Source organism: Sediminicoccus sp. BL-A-41-H5 (genome assembly GCF_050632405.1).
Lineage (GTDB): Bacteria > Pseudomonadota > Alphaproteobacteria > Acetobacterales > Acetobacteraceae > Roseococcus.
In genome coordinates, this window is record NZ_CP192601.1 from 2,873,180 (window position 1) to 2,899,299 (window position 26,120).

14 protein-coding genes and 6 pseudogenes are annotated in these 26,120 nt (G+C 60.9%); 8 read left to right on the plus strand and 12 right to left on the minus strand.

The features are described from left to right. Positions 1-244: 244 nt before the first annotated feature. Positions 245-484, plus strand: a pseudogene (locus tag ACQ860_RS14085) (transposase); the annotation flags it as partial. A 61-nt stretch (positions 485-545) separates the two neighbouring features. On the opposite strand, the gene istB reads toward ACQ860_RS14085, so the two are convergent. Then, positions 546-1,403, minus strand: a complete 858-nt coding sequence (gene istB / locus ACQ860_RS14090; RefSeq protein ID WP_431303979.1) for an IS21-like element helper ATPase IstB — start codon at positions 1,401-1,403, stop codon at positions 546-548. Then, positions 1,400-2,672, minus strand: a pseudogene (gene istA / locus ACQ860_RS14095) (IS21 family transposase). The gene istB and the pseudogene istA overlap by 4 nt, the downstream one beginning before the upstream one ends. 101 nt (positions 2,673-2,773) lie before the next feature. On the opposite strand from istA, the gene ACQ860_RS14100 reads away from it, so the two are divergent. The 6 genes and pseudogenes from ACQ860_RS14100 to ACQ860_RS14125 all read left to right on the plus strand — a co-directional run. Beyond that, positions 2,774-3,235, plus strand: coding sequence for an IS5 family transposase (locus ACQ860_RS14100; protein ID WP_431305758.1), 462 nt, complete (start codon positions 2,774-2,776; stop codon positions 3,233-3,235). A 93-nt stretch (positions 3,236-3,328) separates the two neighbouring features. Further along, positions 3,329-4,135: pseudogene (locus ACQ860_RS14105) on the plus strand (IS110 family transposase); the annotation flags it as partial. A gap of 95 nt (positions 4,136-4,230) precedes the next feature. Beyond that, a complete protein-coding gene (tnpA, locus tag ACQ860_RS14110) occupies positions 4,231-4,599 on the plus strand; it encodes an IS66-like element accessory protein TnpA (RefSeq protein ID WP_431303980.1) in 369 nt (122 codons plus the stop codon). Next, the gene (gene tnpB, locus ACQ860_RS14115) at positions 4,596-4,943 is read left to right on the plus strand and encodes an IS66 family insertion sequence element accessory protein TnpB (RefSeq protein ID WP_431303981.1); all 348 of its coding nucleotides are present in this window, start codon (positions 4,596-4,598) and stop codon (positions 4,941-4,943) included. Before tnpA ends, tnpB begins: the two co-directional genes overlap by 4 nt. 42 nt (positions 4,944-4,985) lie before the next feature. After that, positions 4,986-6,563, plus strand: coding sequence for an IS66 family transposase (gene tnpC, locus ACQ860_RS14120; RefSeq protein WP_431303982.1), 1,578 nt, complete (start codon positions 4,986-4,988; stop codon positions 6,561-6,563). Positions 6,564-6,593: 30 nt separating this feature from the next. Further along, positions 6,594-6,836, plus strand: a pseudogene (locus ACQ860_RS14125) (IS110 family transposase); the annotation flags it as partial. Between the two features lie 272 nt (positions 6,837-7,108). Here ACQ860_RS14125 and ACQ860_RS14130 read toward each other — a convergent pair. The 10 genes and pseudogenes from ACQ860_RS14130 to ACQ860_RS14175 all read right to left on the minus strand — a co-directional run bounded on the left by ACQ860_RS14130 (position 7,109) and on the right by ACQ860_RS14175 (position 24,337). After that, positions 7,109-8,317, minus strand: coding sequence for a glycosyltransferase family 4 protein (locus ACQ860_RS14130; RefSeq protein ID WP_431303983.1), 1,209 nt, complete (start codon positions 8,315-8,317; stop codon positions 7,109-7,111). 89 nt (positions 8,318-8,406) lie between these two features. Beyond that, positions 8,407-9,837, minus strand: coding sequence for a hypothetical protein (locus ACQ860_RS14135; protein WP_431303984.1), 1,431 nt, complete (start codon positions 9,835-9,837; stop codon positions 8,407-8,409). A 23-nt stretch (positions 9,838-9,860) separates the two neighbouring features. Beyond that, positions 9,861-12,872 carry a glycosyltransferase gene (locus ACQ860_RS14140; protein WP_431303985.1) on the minus strand — a complete coding sequence of 1,004 codons (3,012 nt, stop codon included), beginning with the start codon at positions 12,870-12,872 and terminating at the stop codon, positions 9,861-9,863. Between the two features lie 75 nt (positions 12,873-12,947). Then, entirely contained in the window at positions 12,948-14,177 is a 1,230-nt protein-coding gene (locus ACQ860_RS14145; RefSeq protein WP_431303986.1) for a beta strand repeat-containing protein, read from the minus strand. A 141-nt stretch (positions 14,178-14,318) separates the two neighbouring features. After that, positions 14,319-15,617 (minus strand): tetratricopeptide repeat protein, encoded by a 1,299-nt coding sequence (locus tag ACQ860_RS14150; protein ID WP_431305759.1) that lies wholly within the window; start codon positions 15,615-15,617, stop codon positions 14,319-14,321. Positions 15,618-15,752: 135 nt separating this feature from the next. Next, positions 15,753-16,028 (minus strand): annotated as a pseudogene (locus tag ACQ860_RS14155) (hypothetical protein); the annotation flags it as partial. Next, positions 16,025-17,401, minus strand: a complete 1,377-nt coding sequence (locus tag ACQ860_RS14160; RefSeq protein WP_431303987.1) for an HlyD family type I secretion periplasmic adaptor subunit — start codon at positions 17,399-17,401, stop codon at positions 16,025-16,027. The pseudogene ACQ860_RS14155 and the gene ACQ860_RS14160, both read right to left, overlap by 4 nt. Further along, a complete protein-coding gene (locus tag ACQ860_RS14165) occupies positions 17,364-19,526 on the minus strand; it encodes a peptidase domain-containing ABC transporter (protein WP_431303988.1) in 2,163 nt (720 codons plus the stop codon). The genes ACQ860_RS14160 and ACQ860_RS14165 overlap by 38 nt, the downstream gene beginning before the upstream one ends. A gap of 490 nt (positions 19,527-20,016) precedes the next feature. Next, positions 20,017-20,280, minus strand: a pseudogene (locus ACQ860_RS14170) (transposase); the annotation flags it as partial. 610 nt (positions 20,281-20,890) lie between these two features. Then, positions 20,891-24,337, minus strand: coding sequence for a glycosyltransferase (locus ACQ860_RS14175; RefSeq protein ID WP_431303989.1), 3,447 nt, complete (start codon positions 24,335-24,337; stop codon positions 20,891-20,893). A gap of 896 nt (positions 24,338-25,233) precedes the next feature. Here ACQ860_RS14175 and ACQ860_RS14180 point away from each other — a divergent pair. Beyond that, positions 25,234-26,046, plus strand: coding sequence for a class I SAM-dependent methyltransferase (locus tag ACQ860_RS14180; RefSeq protein WP_431305760.1), 813 nt, complete (start codon positions 25,234-25,236; stop codon positions 26,044-26,046). Positions 26,047-26,120: the final 74 nt, after the last annotated feature.

A 26,120-nucleotide genomic window follows, 5' to 3' on the forward strand; every position in this document is an offset into this window, starting at 1 on the left:
CAGCCAGCGTAAGTTACAAGTGGCAGCAAATGCCGGCCGGCACCATCGCCACTTTGTTTGTTTTTTGCTGATATTTTGCATGCTTGGAGTAGCCTGGATAAAACCAACAAGGGGCTTGGTTGGCTGACTGCGGGGGCACGAACCCACGTGCCTCGTGCATGCGCAAGCAGGGCTTGGGTGGTGGCGTAAGTGATCGCTTGAGAATGGCTTGGCGCGGCGCGGCCGGGGGTGATTCAAGCTCGGGATGTGGACCCGAGACACCCGATGCCGGATGGCTGAGCTTGGCCGAAAGACGAAGCGCTACCCGTCTGACCTGACGGACGAGGAGTGGGCGCGGATCGAGCCGCTGCTGCCGAAGCCGTCACGGCGGGAGCGTAAACCAGCGGTTGACCTGCGGGAGGTGCTGAACGCGATCCGCTACACGGCCCGCAGTGCGGGCGGCTGGCGGATGCTGCCGGTGCACTTCGGCCCATGGCAGACCGTGTCAATGCTGAGGTTGAATTCCTCAGAAGTTCTGGGTGAAAGTTCCCCAATTCGGCTGGCGGCTATGTCGCGGCGGTGAGTTCGGGAAGGCGTGCCTTCGGCGGTCTGCCGCGCCGTCGTGGTCGTGGATGGGACTGCTGGATGTTCCGGGTACCGGCGCTGTCGGGCAGCAGGTCGGCATGGCGGCGGAGGCGATAGCTGGCGCCCTCGATGCGCACGACGATGGCGTGGTGGAGCAGGCGGTCGAGCAGCGCGGTCGCGACGACGGTGTCGCCGAACACCTCGCCCCATTCGGCAAAGCCGCGGTTGGAGGTGAGGATCATGGCGCCGCGCTCGTAGCGGGCGTTGACCAGCTGAAAGAACAGGTTCCCGCCGCCGGGGACGACGGGCAGGTAGCCGATCTCATCGACGACCAGCAGTTGGGGGCGGCAGAGGAACCGGATGCGCTCGCGCAGGGTGCCCTCGCGCTCCGCCTTAGCGAGCGAGGCGATCAGCTCGGCAAGCGTGGTGAAATAGACGCTGCGTCCGGCCTTTACCGCCTCGACGGCGAGCGCGATGGCAAGGTGGGTCTTGCCGCAGCCGGGCTGGCCGAGGAAGTGGAGCACCTCGTGCCGATCGATGAAGTCGAGGCCCGCGAGGGTGAGGATGCGGTTGCGGTCGAGGGAGGGCTGGAACGAGAAATCGAACCCGGCCAGCGTTTTGATGTTCAGCAGCCGGCCCATTTTGAGGGCTGCCTTGACGCGACGCCCCTCGCGCAGGCTGAGTTCCTCGTCGAGCAGCTGATCGATCGCCTCGAGGGGAGAGATCTCGCCGCGCTCGAGTTGGCGCAGCAGGTGATCCAGCACCTCGATGGAGCGCGGCATCCTTAGGCCGACCAAGTGTCGGCGGATGCGATCAAGAGTGGCGGGTGCAGCGTTCATCGCGCGGCCTCCCCGGTGGCCAGGCGCCGGCCGACCGCCATCGTAGATGGCGAGCGAGCGTGGTGCCACGCCAGCTGCCGCGGCGGTTACCGATGGTGACGCCGCGGCGCCTGCACGCGGTGTGGCGCTGTTGTGGGGCGGCGGGAGGCTGCGGTGTCCCTCGGCGATGCGGCGCCGGCCGCGCCCCTCCAACACTGGATGTGCGGCGATGAGGCGGCCGTCCTCCAGGATATGGACCTCGGAGGCGGTGACCTGGACCTCGACGGGGCGTCGGCGCGTGCCGTCGGGGACGGAGTAGAAATTGCCGCCCACCGAGATCATACCCTCGTGCGAGATGCGCCGCTCGAGGCGGAGCACGGCATTGAAAGGCCCGGCCGGCAGCTGCCGAAGGGTCGGCTGTTCCTCGGCGAAGTGCTCGATGACGATGCGGCCCGTGGTTCCGTGCAGGCGGCGGTTGGCGACTTGGTCGAGCCACTGGGTGAACTGGGCATTCAGGTCGTCCAGGCTGCGGAAACTGCGGGCCAGAAAGAAGTCCTCGCGGACGTAGCGGAACGGCCTCTCCACCTTGCCCTTGGTTTTGGCCCTGTAGGGACGACAGGCTTTCGGCACGAAGGCGTAGTGGGCAGCGAGCGCCAGGAGCTTGTCGTTGTACACGATACCGCGCTCATCGACCTCGCCGAGAACGGCGGTGCGCATGCGGTCATAGAGGATCTGCTCCGGCACGCCGCCTAACGCGGCGAAGGCCGCGACGTGGCAGCGGAGCACGGTGGCGAGATCCTGCTGGGCGACGAAGCGGGCCCACATCATGCGGCTGTGGCCGAGCACCATGGAGAATAGCCAGACGATGCGCTCGGTGCGGGGATCATCCTCAAAGCGGACCTTGAAGTGGGCGAAATCCACCTGCGCCTGGCGGCCTGGCAGGGGTTCGAAGCGACGCTCGAAGGGCGGCTCGACTGGCGGGCGGACGGTGCGGAGGAAGTCGGTCACCGTGGCGTAGCCGCCGGTGAATCCGAGCTCGCGGATTTCTCGCCACAGGCGCCGTCCGGTCAGGTCAGGGAAGCGCCCGACCCGATCCCGCAGAAAGGCATCAAAGGGCGCCAGCGGCGAGGGCATGGGCGGCCGCGGAGTGTAAGTCGGCGGCTCCAGGCCGCGCTCGACATATTTGCGGACGGTCTTTCGGTCGTGGCCGGTGCGCCGCGCGATGGCCGAGACGCTCAATCCCTGCCGATGAAGATCCAGGATCATGACAAGCTCCCCAAGGGTGACCACCGACGACTCCCGTGATGCCGGTCAGCATCCTCGGGCATGGCCGGCGCCGCCCGCGCCCGGGGGCTCACCCCCGGGCGCGGGCAGTCGCGCTGGACTGAGGAATTTTCAGCCAGCACTTCCGGGGAGAATTCACGCAGCAGCTACACGGGAAGAAGATCGTCGGCCGCAAGCGGCACGTCGCGGTGGATACCGATGGGCGGCTGCTGATGGTGAACCTCACGCCTGCCGACGTATCGGACAGCGTTGGCGCGCAGACGATCCTCGCCGCCATCCGCAAGCGCTGGCCTTGGTTGAAGCACCTGTTCGCCGACGCGGGCTACGACCGCACCAAGCTGATGGACAAGGCTGCGTTACTCGACTTCGTCGTCGAGATCGTCCGCCGATCCGACACGGCGAAGGGCTTCGAGGTCATCCCGCGACGCTGGGTCGTGGAGCGCACCTTCGGCTGGATGATCCGCTGGCGGCGGCTGGTCCGCGACTACGAGAAGCGCCTCGACGTGTCCGAGGCCATGATCCACGTCGCAATGGGCGCCCTGCTGCTGCGTCGCGTGGCCCATCGCTGATTATCAAACTGATGCGGTGGACGGCTCCTGTTCGGCATCGATGTGCCAAGCTCGTGGCTGTTGCGAGCAACGAGCAGGAAGGAGCCGTCCGCCATGGAGATTACCACGATCGGTCTGGATATCGCCAAGCACGTGTTTCAGGTGCACGGCGTGGATAAGTCGGGCCAGGCTGTGCTGCGGCGCAAGCTGCAACGTACGGATGTGCTGCGATTTTTCGAGGCGCTGGCGCCATGCCTGGTCGGCATCGAGGCCTGCGGCACGGCGCATCATTGGGCGCGCCAAATCAGGGATTTGGGCCATGAGGTGCGGCTGATGCCGGCCAGTTACGTGAAGCCTTACGTCAAGCGGGGCAAGACCGATGCTGCGGATGCGGAAGCGATCTGCGAGGCGTTGACGCGTCCAACGATGCGTTTCGTGCCGATCAAGACCGCCGAGCAGCAGGCCGTGCTGATGTTGCACCGGACACGCGAGCTGCTGGTGCGGCAGCGGACCATGCTGGTGAATGCGCTGCGCGGGCACATGGCCGAATTGGGCGTCACCGCCCCCCAGGGGATCGGGCGGGTGGCGGATCTGGTTGCCGTGCTCATGGCGGAGGATAAGGTCGATGTGCCAGTGCTGGCCCGCAAGGCACTCGGTGAACTCGCCGCCGAACTGGAGGCGCAGGCCAAGCGGGTAGAGGAGATCGAGGCAGCCATCCTGGCCTGGCACGAGGACAACGAGACCAGCCGGCGGCTTGCCACCATCCCTGGCATCGGGCCGATCACAGCATCGGCCATCGTGGCCACCGTCACCGACCCCAGCCAGTTCCGCTCCGCCCGTCAGTTCGCGGCCTGGATCGGGCTGGTGCCCAAGCAGAACAGCAGCGGCGGTAAGCAGCGGCAGGGGGGTATCTCCAAACGTACCCGTCCGGCGAGCACCGCCTACCGCGGCGCGGCTAAACCTGTCCTGTGTTCGTACGGGCGCTCTTGTGAGCGTCGGTAAGGACGGAGGCGTGGATGGAGATCATCACCGGGGTCGAGCGTCGACGGCGCTGGCGGCCGGAGCAGAAGTTGCGGATCCTGGCCGAGCTCGAGGAGCCGGGCTCGACGGTAGCGGAGGTAGCTCGGCGGCACGAGGTCAGCCGTGGCCTGCTGTGGCAGTGGCGGGACGCGCATCGGCGCGGAGAGTTGGTGGATCAACCAGCCTTCCTGCCCATGCGGGTGTTGGCCGCACCCGAGGCTCCAGCTGCGCCCCCGGGTGCTGACGTGCCGGTCGAGACGGACCCTCGGATCGAGATCGTTCTGCCGGATGGCACGACGTTGCGGGTGAGCGAGACGGTCGGCGCCGTCGGGCTGCATCGCGTCCTGGCAGCGCTTCGTCGATGATCCCCGTTCCCGCGGGCGCGCGGGTGTGGCTGGCGGTGGGCCACACCGACATGCGGCGAGGCATGAACGGTCTGGCGCTGCAGGTGCAGCAGGCGCTGGGGCGTGACCCGCATGCCGGTGACCTCTACGTGTTCCGCGGCAGGCGCGGCTCGCTGATCAAGATCGTCTGGCATGACGGCTTGGGCATGTCGCTCTACGCCAAGCGGCTGGAACGCGGCCGGTTCATCTGGCCCGCCCCGGCGGATGGCGCGGTGGCCATCTCGGCATCGCAGCTGGCCTATATGCTGGACGGCATCGACTGGCGGAACCCGCAGCACACTTGGCGCCCGCAAGTCGCCGGATAGTGCTGGCGGTCCGAAACAGCGCGTGATTCACTTCGCAGCGTTATGCCCGCGCCGGATTCCACGCCTGACGATATCGACATGCTGCGCGCGGCACTGGCGGCCGAGCAGGCGGCGCGGCGCGAGGCCGAGGCCCGCGCCTCGGGTGCCGAGGCCCTGGTCCTGCAACTCAAGCTGCTGATCGCCAAGCTCAAGCATGACAAGTTCGGCGCCTCCTCCGAGCGTGGCCGCAAGCTGATCGATCAGCTGGAACTGCAACTCGACGAGCTGGTCACCGCGGCCAGCGAGGCGGCGGCCGCAGCCGAGAAGCCAGCGCCGAAGGATGCCACGGTGGATCGCCCGGCACGCAAGCCCGTACGCGCACCGCTACCGGAACATCTGCCGCGCGAGCGGGTGGTGGTTGCCGCCCCTGTCGCCTGCCCCTGCTGCGGCGGCAAGCTCTCCAAGCTGGGCGATGATGTCACCGAGACCCTCGAGGTGATCCCGCGCCAGTGGAAGGTGGTGCAGACCGTGCGCGAGCGGTTCAGCTGCCGTTCCTGCGAGGTCATCACCCAGCCGCCAGCGCCGTTCCATCCCATCATCCGCGGCCGCGCCGGGCCAAACCTCCTGGCCATGATCCTGGAAGCGAAGTTTGGCCAGCACCTTCCGCTGAACCGTCAGAGCGAAAGCTTTGCCCGAGAGGGCATCGAGCTCAGCGTCTCGACCATCGCCGACTGGGTGGGCACTTGCACGGCCATGCTGGCGCCGCTGGTAAGGCTGATCGACGTGCATGTCCTGGCGGCCGCGCGGTTGCATGGCGATGACACCACCGTGCCGCTGCTGGCGCGCGACAAGACGGTCATCGCGCGGGCCTGGACCTATGTGCGCGACGACCGACCATTCGGGGGGCCGGCGCCGCCGGCAGCGATGTTCCGCTACTCGCGTGATCGTACCGGCGAGCATCCGCAGCGGCACTTGGCCGGTTATGCCGGGATCCTGCAGGCCGATGCCTATGCGGGGTTCAACGAGCTGTATCTGCCAGGCCGCAAGCCCGGGCCGATCACCGAGGCTGCCTGCTGGGCGCATGGCCGGCGCAAGCTGTTCAAGCTGGCAGAGTTGGCGCGGGCGCCGCTGGCGGCGGAGGCGGTACGGCGGATCGACCTGATCTTTGCCGCTGAGCGCGCCATCAATGGGTTGCCGGCTGAACAGCGCCTGGCGGTGCGGCAGAAGGACATCGCGCCGCTGGTCACCGAGCTCGAAAGTTGGATGCGGGAGACCCGCGCGAAGATGTCACGCCACAGCGACCTGGCGAAGGCGATGAACTACATGCTGACGCGGTGGGAGGCGTTCAGCCGGTTCCTTGGCGATGGCCGCATCTGCATGACCAACAATGCCGCTGAACGCGCGCTGCGCGGGATCGCCCTGGGCCGAAAGGCTTGGCTGTTTGCGGGCTCGGACCGCGGCGGAGAAAGGGCGGCGGCCATGTACTCGCTGATCGTCACGGCCAAGATGAACGATGTCGATCCGCGCGCGTGGCTGGCCGATGTGCTGGCACGGACCGCCGATCAACCCGCCTCGCTCCTGCATGAGTTGCTCCCATGGAACTGGAAGGCAGCACAAACCCAACAGGCGGCCGCCGCCTGATCAACACCAACCCGCGGCCTTGGCCGGATGGGTACCTCCAAACAAGGCGACCGCAGCCTGCGCCGGCTGCTGGTGCTGGGCGCCACCGCGGTGATCCGACATGCGCGGAGGAAATCGACGCCGGGGGTCGCCTGGCTGAAGGGCATCCTGGAGCGCCGCCCGGCGCGCCTCGCCTCCGTGGCGCAGGCCAATAAGACAGCCCGCATCGTCTGGGCGCTGCTCACCAGGGGAGGCAGCTATCGTGCCTCGCCCAGCGTGGCCGCCGCAGCCTGAGGGCGGGAAGATATCCCGACGGTCAGCATCGTGACCGGCGGGGTGTGAGGGTGAAAAGACGTGATGGCAAACCGGTCGAACCCGGGGCCTGGCAAAACCCGTTTAGAGGCCTGCGCCTCCGAGCGCGACGAACTGATTGGGAGCCGGGCCGCGAACTGCATCAGGGCCAGCGGTCATGCGCCGTACCAACAGGCCGGACACATGACCGCACCCGACCGCGGCGCCAAAACGTCCAAAACTCTTGCGTCGAGGGAGCCGTCCACACAAGGACTCTAACCTCGACAGAGGTTACGAACAAAATTCTCCAAGCAGGCTGGTAGACCAAAGGTTTCCGCTCGGCGAGCAGCCTCTTGAGATAGCGCGCGACGTCGTGCGGGATGGCAGAGGAGTTCCGATACTGTTTCAGCGAGACCTTCACTATCAAAAAAAGGTACGAGCACCCCGTTCTCGTTGGACGCAATAAATTCTCGCACCGGCTCTGTGTCGCTTCCGACTACGCAGCAACCAGTTGCTAGCGCCTCGCGCAAGGACCAAGAGGCGACGAAGGGATAAGTTAAGTATACATGAACCCAGGACACTTGAAGCAGTGTAATGTAATCATGATAAGTTAATTTACCGACGAAATGTACGCGTTCTTTTTCGAATTGCCCATCGAGTTCTGCCAGCATGTAATCGCGCCAGCTTCCGGCCGGAGGAGGCTGTCCATAGGAGACGCCTTCACCGCCAACTACCACGACCTGCAAGGCACGATTATTTCGTAGCAGACTCGGCAATGACCGCATGAACACGTGGAAGCCGCGATAAGGTTCAAGATTGCGGGCCACGAAGGTAACAACAGGCTGATCATTTGCCTTCAGCATATGTTGAGTACCTGGAAGCTGGAAAATAGCCGAAGGATTAGGGCGGCACCGAGAGAGGTCTACCCCTTCAGGGGTTACCCTGATCTTGCGGCGACTCCAGCCAGGGTAGGTGCTATGTTGCCACCGAGTAGGTGTATGTCCGCGATCACATACTTCTAGGCCCAAAAGATTCACTGCATTCCTCGCTCGCACACGAGATCGATCGTGCTCGGGAAGAGGAAATTCTGCGTCAAAGCCTACATCTGCGCCTTCGAGTTTATAGAAGAACTCAAAATATCCATCGAGGATGGCCTTCGGCCAGATGTCCTTGAGATTCAGCAGTTCGCCCCAACCATTGTGGCCAATGATGAAGTCAGGTCGATAGCCGGTCCGCGCAAGCTCGGCGCAGGTCTGCGCTACGGAAGTCGCACGAATCATGGCCGCCTCGAACTCTGTGGCATCGGGATGGATGCCCAGCATGGATCCGCGAACCGGCCGATAAGGAACGCGCCGCACACCTGCAAGGGAGTTCTCGTTCGGCTCGCTTACGAAGACCACGTTATGCTTGGGAGACGAGGCCAGCCATGAGGCCAAGTGCAAATACTGCCCAGGAAAATTTTGATGCACGAAAAGAAAATTCACGGCTTACCTGCTCTTTAACGTTCCGCACCTAGAGTCATAATGACAGTTTGGCGGAATGGATTTCGCTACAAGCAATTCTGGCCATAAAATTAAGGGCGCTTGGAGCGCTTTTTGGCTTTTGGTGCAGGTGTGGCCGAAATTTTCGCCGATTTTTTGGGCGCTAATTTGTCAGTATTGTTTCTTCCATTGCGCGTAGAGGCAGATTTTGGGGCGCTGGCAGAGGAAATCTTGGCTGCTTTCCTGGAAGTTGTAGGCTTCGGCGACGGCACCACTAAATTAGACCGGCCGGCTGCGGCCCCCCTTTTCGATGGTCTGATTTCCTCCGGCGACATCGAGGAGTGCGGGGCGAATTTATCACCGGCGGGCCTGGATGGTGATGCGGATTTTGGATCACCCACTGGAAGGATTACGGCCGATTTCTTGGAGGCTCCAGCCTTGGCGGCGGCCGTCTTTGGAGGCGGCGCCTCGGATTTAGGCCGGGTAGCCCCCGACGTCTTCTTTAGTTTGCTGATCTCGCTGGCCGAAACCGAGGAGGGGGGCGCAACTTTCTGACGGGCAGGCGCGGATGATGAAGGCGATTTTGGAGCGATCGCTTTGGGGACCGTGGCCGATTTCCTGGAGGCTCCGGGCTTCGCGGCGGTAGGCTCTGAAGAAGGCACCGCTGACTTGGCCAGACTGGCCGAGGATGTCCGCTTTGGGGGATTGATCTCGTGCGTTGGCGCCACTGGAGGGACCGCTACATTCTCACGGGCAACCCAGGAAACCGAAATGGCGACCAGGGCTGCTGCCGAGGATGCCTCGCATGGTGCGCCATCGGCCGCCTCGATGATGCTGCCATCCGCAAAACGTGCCTGGTAAGTACAGCCATAGGAGCCGGCCGCGTCCGCCTGTAGACGGATAGCGAAACCGAGCAACGGAAGCGCAAGACCCCGACTGCCGCAAAACTCGCCACCCTTGGACCAAGGCGTCTTCCAATCGATGCCGAGGATGCCCTGATATTCGATAGCAGTCGGATCCAGCCCCGCTGGCGGCTGAAGGGAAAATCCTTCGATCAAGCCATCCGCCCCTAGGGCGGCCCCAGCCCAGCCATCGAAACCGAAGGGCGTGTCTCCTTGGGCACCGATGTGCACCAGACCCGACGCCGACGCGGTTATTGCCTTCTCAGGAGCCGGTGCCGGTACCGCCATAGCATTGTCGAGACGGCTAACGCGCAGCAACGCGGGCGCATTTGCGCCTTCGATCTGATAGGTCGTCAGGAGCAGGCTCATCCTGGCGCCCGCAACCTGCACCATGGCAACATCGCCGGGACGTGAGAGCCAACCATTCTCCCCCTGCAATGCGACGATGACGAGGCCTTCGCCGCCCGTCGGCGCATCAAGGCGGGCACGCGGAAAGCTGAAGCCGATATCGCTGTCCTGCATCCGTTCAGGGCTAAAGCTCACGCTGTAGACGCCCGGATCAAACGAAAGGACCTGGACCGCAGTCTGGATCGGTGAGATGGCAGGAGGATGGTTTTTCATATGTGCACCTGAACTCAAGATGATTACGCAATAATGGCAGTTTCATTCGCGTCATCTGAGGATCGCGTCGGAAAGCCGAGCCATTCGAGGAGCGCCGCGTTGATTGCGGGCGCCGTATCAGTAATCGGAAGCAGCAAACTGCCCCGCACTGCCTCCAAGCGCTCAGCCTGGGCGCCAAGGTGGAAAGCAGCAACCGGCAGCCGTGCCTTCAGGAGCTCGGTCAGGGCGAAGCACCAAGTCTCCGGTACTACCGATGGCACGAAGCCTGCGGCTGGTGCATGTCGTTTGAGCAAATCCTCAGCCTCGCCCTCCTGATAAGGGCCGGTGACGAAGACGCGCCCAGTACGCAGGAGACGATTGTCATCCATAGTCCGACCCACGACCAGGAAACTAAGGGGAAGACCTCGCCGCTCCGCATCTCGCGCGCAGGCAAGCAGCACGTCGTAACCCTTCTCACGTCCAATTGCTCCGACGACGGCTAGGACCGCGTCCTGGCCCATGTCGAGGTGGCGCTCCTTAAGCGGGCTATCGGTCCCCTGCAGCGACTCCCAGGGGGTCACGCGAAGGCTGCTTAGCGTGCCAAGATGCCGGGTCAGCCTGTCCGCAACGTCCAGCGATGGGGCCGTTATGAGTTGTGCTCTCTGAAACAGCTTCCTTGAATTGACCCTCAGGCCGGCGACATCAGATTGATCACCGCCTTCCTCCCAATCTTCCGCACAGGTGGAGCAGCTTGGCAGATCGGGCTCGCCGCAGTATCGCCCGTTTCGTCCAAGGAGACTGATACGGGGGCAAAGACATGCATAATCATGCACGGCAATATGAAAAGGCACTCCCAATTCATCTGCAAGACTAGATATTTCTGGCCCGTGGTCGAGGAGGTGATGGATTTCCACGCGTCGTACGCCTTCCTCGCGCAACAGCTCGAGCAGTGATTCCTTCTCGTCGGGTAGCGCAAAACAAAGGTTCGCATAATTGGCACCGGTACCGTCAGAAAGGACACACGCGGCCAACTTCGTATTGCTTGACGGGCGCATGATGATGGGACGCAGCCCAACCACCCGGAGTGCCTGGGCCCGTTCGCTTACGAAGCGTTCGACGCCGCCGCCGCGGCGATGCGTGATGAGGATGATAGCGCCCGCCGCGGACTTCGCCTGCCGCCAACGCTCGATATCAATGGCGCGTCGCGCGGGAGCCAGAGGATCCCGCGCGTGAAATTGCCGCACCAGGGTTCCGTAGCCAGGATGAAGCCCTTCGAGGATGTCTGCATTACGTCGCATCAGATGGGTCTTGGCCGGCCCGAATGATCGGCCCTCGAGATGCGCCACGAAGACACCAGTGGCCAGGGCGTGCCGCCAACCAAGACGGCGGGCGCGCAGGCACCAGTCGTTCTCCTCACCGTAGCCCTGTGCAAAGACATCGTCTCGCAGATGGCCTACCTCTGCAAGACAGTCGTACCGGATGTACATGCAAAAGCCGACGCCGGTCGGAAGCTCGACTGAACCCGCCCCGTTCGCCGCCCATGCCGCCTGATCCAGGGCCGTCAGGCCATCCAAACCATCCGGTGCTTCGTTGCCTCCTGGATCGGGGTAGGATGCAATCGAACCGTTGTTCGTGAACGGCGTGACGCTTCCGATATCAGATGCCGAATAGGCCACGGCCCGCAGTCGCTCGAGCCAACCGTGGGGAACCAGGGTGTCGCTATTGAGAAGCACGACGTCCCGGCCCGCACTGCCGCGCAGGCCTGTATTGATCGCCGCCGGGAAGCCGAGATTGCGGCTATGACTAAGCACCTCAACGCCGACATACTTTTGCGCAGCCGCCACCTCCGCGCGCAGCTCCTGATCGGGCGAACCATCATCCACGATGATAATCCGGACTGCACCCGTATCGGCTAGCAACACCGAGTCCAGGCAGGCCCGGAACTCCGCGGCACCGCGGTAGACGGGAATGATCACGTCGATGCCCGGCGCGTGCGAAACAATACTTGGTGTTCGCTGCGGCATGGGGGCCATGGCAGGGAGGGGCCGCGTATAATCCGCTTCGTGACCACATCCTGGATGGGCCAGGGTAACGTCTCGCAACTGGTAGGCCGCACGCAAAGCTGTGCGTTCGTCCAGTGTCGGATCGATCGGGCTGCCAAAGAGGGCACGGCCACCAGGGCACGTAACGTGGAGCGGCCCGAGCCAGGGAATATCCTGGCGAGCCATTTGAAACGCCCAGCGTTGCCCACCCGTCACAATTGGGGCCGAACTGTCTTGATCGAGGCCGGTCGTCGCCAGGGTAAAGCTTGCGGTAGGGGAAGAACCGGCAGGCGTAATGTCGATGTAGGGAATTTTGTCTGGATCCGCAGGATAGCGAATCCACCCCTTCAGGCCGCCGTCGAGTGCCTGGACAACGCCTTCCAGGCGACGAAGGACGCTCACATCGAGCGGACTTCCAAGGAGAGGAAGGCCGGCGGCCTCGACGCTCAGGAGGCCATGGAATTGGCTCTCGGATAAGCGGCTGGACCATCTGCCTGCCGAGGAAGGTTTCACGGAGACAAATGGGATATCTGTTCCATTGATCCTACCGGTCGGCTTAGCCGTCACTCCCTGCCGAAGATGAACAGTGACCTCGCCATCCGCATTAGAGCTGACCCAACCCGGCAGACCACACGCTTCCGAGATTTGTTCGGCAGCCTTCATCATCGCCGGCCCCTCGGGTGGAGCGAAGTGCTGCAGCATTGTCCCGAGCGTTTTCGATGCTTCCAGGAGTTTTCCCTGCCGGAAATCAAGAATGGCGAGGCCTAGAAATGCCTCCCTCGGTCCCCCGCAGCGCACCATTTCGCCGAATAGACGGCGTGCGTGCCCATCACCGGCAGCAGCCATCGCACTGGCGAGGGAGAGGCGAACAAAAACATCCTCGGGAGCGAGGCGGGCAGCTCGGTCAAGCCAGGAAATAGCCAGTTCCCGCTGCCCAGCCGCCAACAGAACTCGACCTTTCCGTGCAGCAAAAGCGGCCGGATGGTCTGGTGATGGCGAAGCCCATGTCGACATGCACGCATCCGGCTGGGTGTAGCGGGGGCGAGCGGCATAGCCGCTCGCCCATCGCCGCAAATAGCGCTCCGAGTATCAGCCGAAGACGCTGCCAGACACGGAGCTCATGTTACCGAACACCACACGCGTACCGTCACTCAGCGTGATCTGCGTTCCGCCGCCCGAGGCGGCCGTCTGCGTCCCCAGGACGGAGGCCACGTTCGTGCCGAAGCCCGAGAGTGCAACGCGGTCAGTGCCAACAGTGAAGTCTTCAATGCGGACCACCGCATTCGCTCCACCCGATCCGTTGACGAAGGCGAAGACATCGGCGCCAGCGCCGCCGCGTACAGTAGCCACACCGCTACCGCCAAAGATGGTATCGTTGCCTGTCCCACCACCAATAATGTTGACCCCGGAGCCGGCGAAGAAGGTGTTATTCCCCGTGCTGCTGCCACCACTCAGAGTTTGGTTGCCTATCCCAGCAACGAGCATATCGCCACCCGCACCTGCAGCGAACAGCGTGCTGCCGCTGCCGCCACCAAAGACGGTGGTCTGGCCGCTGCCAGCGACCAACACGTTGTTTCCACCCAGGCCGCCAGAGAAAATACCTCCACCCGTGCCGCCAAAAATGGTTGCGCTGCCCGAGCCAGCTGCCACGGTGGCGCTTCCGGTGCCGCCGATGAATGTCATGGCGCCCGCGCCGCCCCAAACCACAATATTGCCGGCCTCGACACCAATGGTATCCTGGCCCGAGCCGGCAATAATGCTATCGACGCCCTGCGAGTAAACGACGTTATTGCCCGCGCCCAAGCTAATGAGGTTACTGCCCGTGCCAGCAGTTATGGTGCTGTTACCGCTTGCCGCAATGATAGTGTCATTGCCGTCACCCGTTCCAATGCGAGCACCCTGAGAACCCGTTGCCGCGGTACCGATCAGGTTATTACCAAAGCCGCCGGTTACGGTCGCGCTGCCGGTACCGGTATTCGCCACCAATGGACCGTTCCCGATAATAACTTGGCCGCTCGCGCTGCCTCCGACCACAGTGGTCGGCGCGTCGTTGCCGGTGATGAGAATGGCATTGTAGCCATCTCCCAAGGCGACAGTGCCACCCGAAGGCCCGGTCGTGACAAGCTGAATGATGCCCTGCTCGCCGGGGGAAAGGGGTGTCGGGGTGTCGCCTGGCGCGATCGTGCTGACGGTACCCCCAGCGTCAATTATCGCCGTCAACTGCGAAGCAGCGCTTTGTGCCAAGCCCTGCACCTCTGACGGCACGGTAATTGTGGTTGGCAGGGCCGTGCCGCCAGGCAGAGTAACCGTTCCAGACATCGCTTGATTTCCCATTACGCCGGATTTCTAGATTAGATTAAGGAAATTTAGCATATATTTCAACGGCGATAATGCGCACATTTGCGCATATTGTAAAATCGCCAAAAATATTATATTGCAATTGTGGGGGGTGCGTTTTTGCTAAAAAGTACGATTTCCGGAGGTGTGTCCCATTTCGCTTTCACCCAATTTCCTCAGCATTAACCGGGCCTCCGGGTGCCCTTGGGCGGCCGCCTTATAAAACCAGTCCCTTGCTGCAATCGGGTCTGGCATAATGCCATGTCCGCCCTGAAGCATTGCTCCAGCACCAAACATGGCACCGATGTGACCTGCCTCCGCCGCTTGGATGTACAGGCTGAGGGCGAACGCCGGATCTGAAGGTCCACCCCGCCCATTATCCAACATTTCGGCTAATGCGGCAGTTGCGTCAACCAAACCTGCATTAGACGCTTCGAGATACCAAGTGCGCGCTTCGACTAGTTCGTCCTCCGAGCCATTCTCAGAAATCAATCTAGCATACCAATATTGAGCGTTGTTTATTGAGGTTGCCGCTTCGCGCAGCCATTTTTTTGCTTCTTCATGGTCCGGCGCGACACCGACGCCGTGAAGATAGCAAACGGCAAGGTTGTAGGCGGCCACAGGGTCACCATTCCTGGCTTTTTCATCGAAAAAAGTAACAATACCCTTGGCGAACTCGGAGCCCTCGCGCAGTCCTCCCAGAATCAGATTGCCGATATCCGCACTCGCATGCTCGTCCCCAGCATCGGCAGCCAGTGAGAAGAGCCGGATCGCCTCGGCTGTGTCGAGTATGCCCCCCTTACCCGATATGAGAAGCATGCCAAGCGCACGCTGCGCCATGCGATGCCCGCCGTCTGCCGCAAGGCGGTACCAGTTTATGGCCTCCAGATAATTGGGGGGCAGGCCTTCATCGCTTCGGATGGAACGGTCTCCTAGAAGAGCTGCTGCCTCCGTGTCGCCAGCTAGGGCTGCCCGGCGTAGCCAAGTCTCTCCCTGTAAGACGTCCGCGACGACGGTCTCCGTCCCTTCGAGAAGAAGTAGGCCAAGGCGCGCCTGCGCCGCTCGGTGACCGGCCTGAGCCGCTTGCCTATAATATCCCACCGCGGCTCCAGCGTCGGCTGAGACCCCCGTTCCGCTTTGATGCAATACGCCCAACATATACGTCGCCGCGGTGAGTTGAGCGTCTGAGGCCTTTGCAACGAGTGTGGCCCCTTCAGCAGGATCCGCAGGCGACCCCATGCCGAAAATTCGCATCAGGCCCAGGCCCAGCATGGCCTGAGGAATGTCAGCGGCCTCAAGCGCCTTGCGATACCAGTGCTCGGCGGCTGTGTGATCCTCGGGAATCCCGCTTCCAGTGGCCAGCAGATATGCAAAAAGGGCCTGGCCTTCCGGTACCCCCGCCTCGGCCGCCTCGGCCGACAACCTTGCTGCTAAAGCCAAATCTGGGGCGCCTCCGCGGGGCGCCTCCGCGAATAGCCCGGATTGGTGCTCAGTTCCCGTCGCACCCTGCAGGGCCATTGCAGCCAAAGCGGCCTTGGCAGAAGGGTGCCCCGAATTGGAAGCGAGTGTGAGCCAGCGTTCCGCCTCGACGGCACTCGGCACCACGCCGCGACCATCGAGGAAAGTGAGACCCAAAGCATAGCAGGCGGATGTGTCTCCGGCCATCGCGCGACGCGCCAGTACTGTAACGTCCACCAGCTCGGCTTTGTTATCATCGCCCGGCCTTGCAGCTGGAGGACCAGCTGGCCGAGCCTGAGCACCAACACCCAACAACCGCAACGCCGCCGCCCACCAGCTCCGGCCAACGCGTTGGTTCGGAGGCGAGAATGTCATGGCTCGCGCATGCCGCGGGACATGCCACTCATCGCACTTTCGAAAAGGTAGCTTAGGATCGTCCGATGCCCGACTACAATGTCTGCCGCGACTGGCATGCCAGGCGTGAGTCGGAAGTCCGCGGGGAGATTGCGTAGCTCCGATATATCCTCGATCGCGATGCGTGCTCTATAAAAGGCAGGCCGAAGCTGAGTGTTTTGCTCTCGCCCGGGCTGGTTAGAATCGCGGCCGAACGTGTCTTCGCTAACCGTACGTACCGCCCCCCGCGCCAAGCCGTGGCGCACAAAATTATAGGCTTCCAGTTTGACGGCGACGCGATCACCTGGCGCGATGAATCCCATGTCCCGGGCCTGAATATCCGCTTCAACCTCGAGCGGGGCGTTGAGCGGAACAAGCGTCATCAGTAACTCGCCGCTCTGAAGCACTGCTCCCGGTGCCGTACGGCCGAATTCGAGAACCACGGCATCCATAGGCGCGCGCATCTCGACAAGGGTCCGTCGCAACCGAGCCTTGTTTAGCCGTTCATCGGCGTCAGCGAACTCCGTTCGGCGAGTGGCCAAGTCCTGCGCTGTCCTCGTCCTCCATTGACCCAGGAAGGCGTTCCGTTCAGCGCGTATCGCCTCGATATCACGCTCGGCAGTCCGCACCGTTCCTTCAGCCGCTGACAGGGCGCGGGAAACTTCGAGGCGGGAATCAGCTGCCAAAAGGAGATTTAGGCGGCTGCCAATCTCCTGCCGCGCGAGATTTTCCCGCATCGACTCGATTTGCGTGAGAACGCCAAGGCGACGCTGGAGAAAAACTATCTCCGATTGCGCACGGTCGACACCCGCCTGGAGACTTTCCATGCGCTGGCCAAAATGGTCCATGCGGAACCCAAGCTCTGCTCGGCGTTGCGCGAATACCGTGGCCTGGAGAAGTGCCTGAGGCGAGCTAGTCGGTATGTAGTCGACGCCGTCGGCTTCCGCCTGCAGGCGAGCGACTTCCGCAGAAAGCGCCGCCGCCTGTGCTTCTATAGTGCTGAGATCGGCGACCGCGAAAGTCGGATCCAGACGCGCGAGTATCTGTCCGGCACGCACTATTTGATTGGGCCTCACCTCCACGGAGCGGACGATAGCTGTCTCTATAGGCTGTATCGTCACTGTCGCAGCCTGAGACACGACGCGTCCTGGCGCCGCAACAACGCGATCGATCGGCAGCAGGCCCATCAGCGCGATCGAAGAGGCGAAGAGCCCGGCGACCAACCAAATGGTGGTGCGTGCGCCACGTGGCGGTGGCTGCTCCACGATGGCTGCGGTCGGCGATACGAAAGACAGCGCCTCCAACGAAGCGCCGCCTTCAGTAAAGGGGCGGCGGGACGACAACTGGCTGAGCATGGGATGGGATCCGTGAATCGATCGCGTGGTTTTGCTGGAGCCAGAGCTGACGGTAGATGGTGCAGCGATCAAGCAATGTGGCATGCGGGGCATTGTCGAGGAGCTGTCCCCGATCAAGCACCATGATTTGGTCGCAATCCACCAGCGAGGAGAGCCGGTGGGAGACGATGAACATTGTTCGCCCGCGGGCAATCCGCTTGAGGTTGGCGTTCACCACCGCCTCGCTTTCGGGATCAAGCGCGCTGGTCGCTTCGTCCAAAATGAAAACACGCGGGTTGGTGACTAGCGCGCGAGCGATCGCGATTCGCTGCCGCTGCCCGCCGGAAAGATTTGGCGAGCCTTCTTCAATGTACGTGTCGTAGCCGCCGGGAAGACGCTCAATGAATTCTTCGGCGCCAGCGAGGCGCGCAGCGCGTATCAAATCCTCGAATCCGATTCCGGGGCGCCCCGCGATGATATTGTCGCGAATTGTGCCACGAAACAGGAAGTTATCCTGCATCACAACGCCAAGGTTTCGGCGAAGATGGGCAAGGTCTATCTCGCGTACCTCGATGCCATCGATCTTGATGAGTCCGGAGTAGCCCGTGTTTATACCCTGCAGAAGGCGGGTAATTGTGCTCTTTCCTGAGCCGCTCTTACCGACGATCCCAATTGTCGCGCCCGCCTCCAAGTCGAAATTCAAATCTTTGAGGACGGGCATCTGACCGCCGGGATAGCGGAAAGTGACGTCCCGGAAGCTAACTCGTCCCTCAATCGGCGGTCGCGCTCCCACAACCCCAGGCGGACGCTCTGGCTGGCGATTTAGGACGTAGCCCACATTCCCGATCGCCCCCCGAACTTCTTGATATTCTTGAAGGAGCTGCGCCACGCTGGCCAACGGTGACGCCACGCGGCCCGAGATCATGGCAAAAGCCATAAGGGCTCCAATCGTGAGCGTGCTGTCGCCGGAGAGGGCCAGATAAGCGCCCGTAAGCAGGACACCAGCATAGATGAACCTCTCGAGGGGCGCGACCAGCGTTTGGGGCCAGTTCGCTGTTTGACCGAGCGTGAGCCGGGCTTCCGTCGCAGCAGCGACCCGCTCGTCCCAGATCTGCTGCTGGTGGCCCTCCAGCGCCAGAGCTTTCACCGTGCGCATTCCTGAAATGGTTTCTACCATGACAGACGACTTCTTGGTTTCCGCCTCAATAAGGCGTGCTGTGGCCCGTCCAATAGCCGGCATAAAGGCAGCGACGATCAACGCCATGGCTACGGCGCAGGCCAGGACAAGCCATGTGAGCGAGGGGCTTAGGAAAAATAAGACCGGGACGAGGATGGCGACCGTCACCAGGTCAAGCCCAGTCCGGAACAGTCGGCCTGTTAGAAACTCTCGGATGCGCCAAACCTCTCCTATTCGGTAGGCGGTTTCGCCAGCCGGGTGATGCTCGAAATAATCGACCGGAAGGCCTACCAATCGTCGAAAGATCCTCAGCTGAAGGCGGCCATCGATCCTTGCGGCGGCGAGCAGCGTCAAATGCCGCTGGCTGTGAGAGATGGCAGTTTCGTAAAAAATCGCAATAGCGACGCCGCCTGCAAGCAGCCCAAGCGTTGGGATGCTCTGGTAAACCAGCACTCGGTCTACAACGGTCATCCAGATAATGGGAGGTACCAGTACGAGTGCACTCAGCACGATCGAGGCGATCCCGATGTCGCGAAGCAGCCGGCGTTCGCGCAACACCTCCCGTGCGATGCCGAGCAGGGTGAAGGCTGCCTCCTCACTCCCTTCGCGCCGCGTACGTGTCAAAACGACGGTCGCGCCGTCCCAGTATGTGGTGAGGCGCACTGCATCCATGGGCGCGGGCGTGACCACGCTTTCCAGGGGGTTGCTGAGAAGCAGGATTTTGCCGTCGGGCGTTGCGCCTTCCAGGAGTGCCGCGCCACCATCGCGTAGCAATAGTATCACGACCGTTGAGGCGGCGGCGGCAGGAACTGCCAAGCGTACCAAATCACGCCAACTCAGGCTGAGGCTCTTGGCCCGCAGCCCGCCCTCTTGAGCAATTTCCGCGAGCGCGGCCGGACTGGTTTCCAGAGAGGGGGCGGTTAGAGCAGCCCCTAGATCGGCTCCAAGTCGGCGGGCAGCCTCTGCCATCGCGCGGCACCTCGCGACTGACGGCGCCATTGCTGAAGCTTCCGGCATTCAGCCCCATCCCCCAATTGCATGCCATGGGCCATAATCGAGTAATAGCGGCTTGGCCACGTGAATTTTGTCGATGACGTGACCCCCTGAAACTGCTCGAGGCACAGTGACGTGCTCCGAAAGGAAGCCACGCGCACCATCGACACGCTGTGGGCTGCCATCGGGCGCATCATCGACATCGTCACGCCGCGAGAGTGCCAGAACATGTTCGCAGCAGCAGGATATGATCCAGACTGGTAGGATTAAGCTCTAACGCCAGCTTCTGTTCCGTCGTCCAGCGACGTCGCCGCTGCACCACGCTGATCACTTCGCCCAGCTGACCGTCCGGCAACGCCCATACCCCTACGCGTAAGGGCGGTAACCGACATCCGAGCCGCCCAGCAGCCCCGCAGGTCAGCCGATCAGCACCCCACGCCGCAAGGCAGTCGAGGAAGGACGCTTACCGCACCTTCGCCTCGAGCTCGCGGACACGGCTCGCGGCCACCACGTCCTCGTCGGCCCTGACCGCCTCCAAGCCACCCTCGGTCATGCGTCGCCTCCACCCGAAGAGAAGGCTGGGGGACACGCCATTGAGCCGGGCGACGGCGGAGACCGTCATGCCGGGCTGCATCGTCTCCTCGACCAGTCGGACCTTCTCCTCGGCACTGTAGCGTCGGCGGCGCTGGATGCCGGTGATGATTTCGACGCGCTCGATGGGCTTCGACATAGGCGCACGCCTAGGCTTCCACCTAGGCCCTCACGGTTGCGCCGCATGTCCGGTCGAATTGGGGGCCGCTCCAGATTCCGTCTGCGCCAGCGACAGACCGTGCAGGGCCTGCAGCACCAGCATGCGGAACGTCAGCACTGCGTCGAAGGCAGGGCGCCCCCCCCTTGCGCATGTCTCGCGTGCCCAGCGCCGAGGTCCGTTCGGGGCGGAACAACTCGAAATCCACCGTCGCGCTGAGCTTCTCCAGCGGGTCGCCCTGGGCAGAGAGCTCACGCAGCCGGTCCTGCACATCCCAGAAGCCGGGTTGGCCTGATGACATCCGCGTCGCTCCCCGTCTCGCCCACAGCGAAGCGAATCACCTCCAGCACAAAGACGCCAGAACGTTTCCGGAGGTGTCCAGCTGCGCAGTGTCTTTTAGCACGCCCGAGCTGATCGTAGCCCGTTGTGACGCGTGATCACCCTGATGCCGCGGCACCAGCCGGACCACTCGCTCTCGAACTTCCGGCGAAAACCGCCGCTGCCTGGGGCTTGTCATGGGTAGAGCCTCTCAAGATTCGAGGCCTCTGACAGAACCGGGGCGCTTCAGAACTTCATGCCGCGGATATAGGCATCAAATCCCTAACCGCGCACGCCTCAACGCCATCCCCTTGTCCGGGACCAGTCCGGCTGCCTCGACGGCCACACGCATCTGCTCGACCCCTCGTTCGAAAGAGAAATTCCGGCGTGTGAAGGCAAGCGCACGATCCGAGATAGCGCTCCATCGCGTAGCGTCATGGTAAAGAGTTTCTATTGCATCTGCCCACTCCTCCGGACTGCGAGCAATCAGCGCGTCGCTCCCTTCGCCGAGTCCGATTCCCTCCGCAGCGATAGGTGAAAGGACACAGGGGACCCCGAAGCTTAGCGCATCCACCACTTTGCCTTTTACGCCGGCGCCAGTAAGCAGGGGAGCCACGAAGACCCGGCAGGATTCATAGATGTCGGCCAGATTCTCGACGTAGCCTTTAATGATCACATCTACTGCACCTAGCGCCTCGATTTCCGGCGGCATACCGCTTCCGTAGATCAGAAAGTTTATTCCGGCCACTCGCCGGCGGAGCAGCGGCATGACTTCCCGGACGAAGTAGCGCACCGCCTCTGCATTCGGTGGGTGCCCGAAGCCGCCCAGGAACGCGACATCAGCTCGCGCATCAAAGGCCGGCACATTGTTGGCGACATCGACAATCCAGGGGGCAGTCACGATCCTCGTTGAGTTGAGATTGTGTGACACGATCACTGCGTGCTCCACTGGATTGTAGGATAGGACGACTTCTACGTTGCGCATGACGCTGAGCTCGGCATCGCGGGTTACCAGCGACGCCTGAAGCTTGTCGGGACTGTCGGCAAGGATAGCTTCGCGAAGCTCGCGCAGAAAGTGGAGGTCTGCATTGCAAAACAGGACCTTGGCCTGCGGGGCGTGGCGCCGAACTGCCTCGAGGTGACGGCTAGCCACCATGTAGCGCGTTATGTAGATGACATCGAACTCGGCGCCACGGGTGCGCAGGAACTCCTCGACCGACAAAACGAAGGGCGCGTAGACGGTCTCGATGCCTGCTCGCTGCAAGTCCGTGGTGTAGGTGCCAAGATAGGCCAAATTCTCTGGCAGGAATGTGACCTTGGCGCCCAGGGCCTGCATGGCCCTCATCTCCTGCACGGCTGCGTGGCTGCCAGCGTCGTTGTCTGGACGTGGCGTCTGAGCATCGATAAAAAGCGCACGTAAACCTACGCCGCGATCCTTCTCGAGGTCAGCCATCGTGGTGTCAGTGCCGAAGTGCCGGTACGCCTTACGCCACTTACGCAGGAACTGCGGCCTGTTAACTTCCTGGAACCGCTTCATGCCTGACGCTGTACTGGTGCCGCTGCTAATCCCTTCGAAATGGATAACAACAGAGCTCGCGGCGTAAACGGTTCGGTAACCGGCCTCACGAACCTTGAAGGCTAAGTCTGTGTCTTCGTAGTATGCGGGGCGAAACTCCTCGCTTAGCCCATCCAGTTGTTGCCATAGTTTACGCGGCATCATGATCGCAGCGCCGGAAAGATAGTCTGCCTGCCGCGTGTAGCAGTATTTGGGTTCCGCAGGATTGCCGAGCCGTCCGTAATTCCAGGGCGCTCCGTTTCCCCAAACAATGCCGCCAGCCTCCTGAAGTCGGCCATCAGGGTAGATGAGCTTAGATCCCGCTAGGCCGACATCATCAAAGTTGTCGAATATGTATAGTAATTCATCGAGCCAGCGAACGGTCGGCTCTGTATCATTGTTAAGTAGGACAATGAAATCTCCTCGCGCCTTGGATGCGCCGAGGTTACACGCAGACACGAAGCCTTCAGCAGTTTCATTTCGACAATAGGTGATTCCTGAGATGAGATGCTCGATTTGTCGTGTCGCGTCAGAGGAGCCATCGTCCACGACTATCACTTCAAAGGTTGTGTCGTTATAGGCAAGAAGCAGCGCAGCCAGACAGTTGTGGGTAACGGGAAATTTGTTGTGTACAGGTATAATGATAGATACCCTAGGAGTGTCAAACTTAGGAAAAGCAAGTGGCGCGAGTGGCGGGTTCCGGTCGAGCCCGACAACCACGCGCTCATGCGCCTGGCCTAGTTGCGAAAAAATCAGTCGCCGCGCGGGCAGCGCGCTTACCTTGCCAAACGACTTCTCCGTACCGAGCGCCTGCACGTGAGCTCGTAGAGCCTCATAGCGGTAAGACGCCGCAATGGAGAGCTTTGCCGGCAGTTGCACGCCGCCATGCTTGACGAGCGCAGACCAGGGTGTCGAAGCGGCCGGGAGAACCTCCGCCACTTCGCTGACCAAGGCATCGTTGGTGAGCAGGCGAACACTGATCCTGTGCGGCTGGTCGTCGAGCGCATTGGAGGGGAGCGGCAGGCGGAAACCGCATGCCCCTTCGCCATGGGGCTCATCGGCCATCACGGTCCCCGCGGCGCGGCCATCTACGAAAAGACTGACTTCGACAGGCACAAAAGGCCAAGCATCAACCTTGGCCCACCCGATTACGGTAGTGCCCTCAATTGCTGTAATGGCGCCTGAGATTTGGGGCGCTAACACCACAAGGGGCGAGCCAATAAGCGGACGGCCACTAGCGCGCTCAACCGCATCGACCTGTAGGCGCGCCGACAGCGAATCCTTCCTCGGCAGCTGTATATTATGCGCTTGAACACCAGTAACGTCTAGCCTCTGCAAGAGGGCGAGTTCACGGGGAGCATATCGTGGCAGGCTGAACGTCAGGGTCGCCGGCTCAGTCACGCGGCTGAAGCATGTACGTGAGAAAAAGAACCAACTATCCTTCTCGCCGGCAGCCGTTGAGTCTTTGCGTAAAATCAGTTGCGCCGAGCATGCAGTTGGAGGAACCGTGAAGTTCAATGTGCTATGGTTGTACGAATCCGGATGCCCCTTCGCTGGTGACGAGGTGGGCTTAGTTGCCTCACCCAACAAAATACCATTAGAATCAAGCACACGAACCACTAGATAAGCTTGGCATCTACGCGTTACGAAAATGCCTGAGAACTGATAGTTGGCCCCTGGGCGCAACGGGATAAGTCCATTTTCTTGATCTGATCTATATGCTAGTTCTACTGGCGCTGTAGAGGGCGATTGGTATTGGTGGATGAAAGCAACGCGCCAGTCATGTATCCGCAAATCCGGATGATCAAGGCCTACACTCCAACCGTCCGGCGCAACTAATGGCTGCCAGCGAGAAGTTCCAGTAGAGAAGTCGCTATCGATTATATGATTTTGATTTAGGAGCGGATCATCTGAAATCAGATCACTTTCGACCGCGAGAAATGTGTGGCCGCCAACGCGCACTTCTACATCTTCTATAGAGGAAGATTTATCAAGTAAAAGTATGGCTTGGCCATTTTTGACGCCACAAATAACTCCAATATTACTAAATGGGTTGTCTGATTGAGCGGAACGTGCATATTTTCGTTTGGAAGTCACGATTCGTGCAATATCATCTCCGGTGTTGCGGTCTGGTCTAGCCTGGATGTTGCCTGATTGCTTCTTCATGAGCGCTTTCCAAAAATATGACATCAATATTTTCACTATAAATGACTAAATAATTTAGTGAATATTTGATAATATTTCATGAATATTTTAAGTGACGAAGATATCCGCAGCATGCTCGATCGCCGATCTCTCTGGCGCCGGCAAATATCTCCGGTTTGAAAAAGGAAGACCCAAGATAGTAAAAAATGAAATTTCTGATGGAGCGATGATCTAAGATAGGCCCTAAGCCGACCTGCCTCCTGCACATGCGCGCATACGGCTATCGCATCGAAACTAAAAAATGCACAAAAAGCATCATTAAAACCTACGCAATCCTAGGAATCTTGCTGCAATATTGATGTGAGCGCCTAAATCTTGGCGGTATACGGCAGAGCATGCGTTCATTTTTAACATAATAGTATAAATAAAAAAGAACGTATAAAGGGAATGCTGTGCGAGTGATTGAAAATGAATGCGTGTACGAAAATTACCGGTCAAATGCCCTTTATTCAATGATTTCGATGGAAAGTTGAAATATGTATCTCAAAAAATACTCGCAAACATACTCTTATGAAAGAGAAATATTTCTAAAGACGTAGATTGCGCAAGGTTTTTTTTGTCGGATTTAACAGATTTTGGGGTACTAAAGATTTTAAAATGTCGCAGCTTGTTTTGCCCGAGAGACCAGCGCGGTTCATTCGGCCATCCGGCCTCGGGTTTCTCGGGTCCACATCCTGAGCTTGAATCACCCCCGGCCGCGTCGGGCCAAGCCATTCTCAAAAGGTCATGAGCCGTTGCTATCTCAAAATCTACAGCAATTTCCACTACGCTGCCGGACGTGATCGGGTCCCGATCTTGTGTAGTATTCTGACAGCGGCTTAGGTAGAGGGCCAATGACAACAGGTACGAAACGCGTGATGGCGACATACTCGAACTTTGAAACGATTTTGCGATCTGAAGCTGACTTTAGCGCCTTCTACAGGGATTACTCTTATATTTTTGAGATGTCCTACGCCGAGGCCATAGCCCAGCATGCATGCGCAGAAGGTGTGGAGAGCGCGATGCTCGGTCGCGTGACGCCGGAACGAGTCCTGGTCAGCGGTCCAAACTTGCGTGAATGCCTGAACGCCGCAGGTTTTAACCCGCGCTTGCGCGCTGTAATGGAGATGTTCACCTCTCACGCCGGTAGCCAAAGTAGGATGGACCTGCGAATCTACGCCCACGAGGCGGTGACCGCATTCTCGTTATTGTTCCGCGGCCTTTATCCTAAATTTCTTGGATCGGAATACGCTTCGGATGCTGCTACCGCAGCAAGCCTTTACCCCATTCCATGTGTTGACATTACAGCTTCCGGATTGCCCGCAAACACCTTTGATGTGGTGCTATCGAACGAGGTTCTAGAGCATGTGCCGGACCTAGACGCCGCGTTGCGCGATACCTGCCGGATTCTTAAGCCGCATGGACGCCTTATAGGCACGTTTCCCTTCACATTCCGACAGCAAACTACTGTCAAGGCAGTTCTTGAGGGAGGCCGAGTTCGTTACCTGACAACACCCGAGTATCACGGCAATCCTATCGATCCTAACGGGGGCTCGCTGGTCTTCCAAGTGCCGGGCTGGGACATTATCGATCGGGCGCGGGATGCGGGCTTCCGAGACGCTTGGTTTACCCTCATCGCATCCTTTCCACTTGGGATTACGCCGGTCTTAGTGTTTCAAGCCGAGCGCTGACTAACCGATGACGTCCCCCCCCCCTTTTTTTTAAATATATATATTCGCACGAAAATTCCTCTGGAACGATGGAT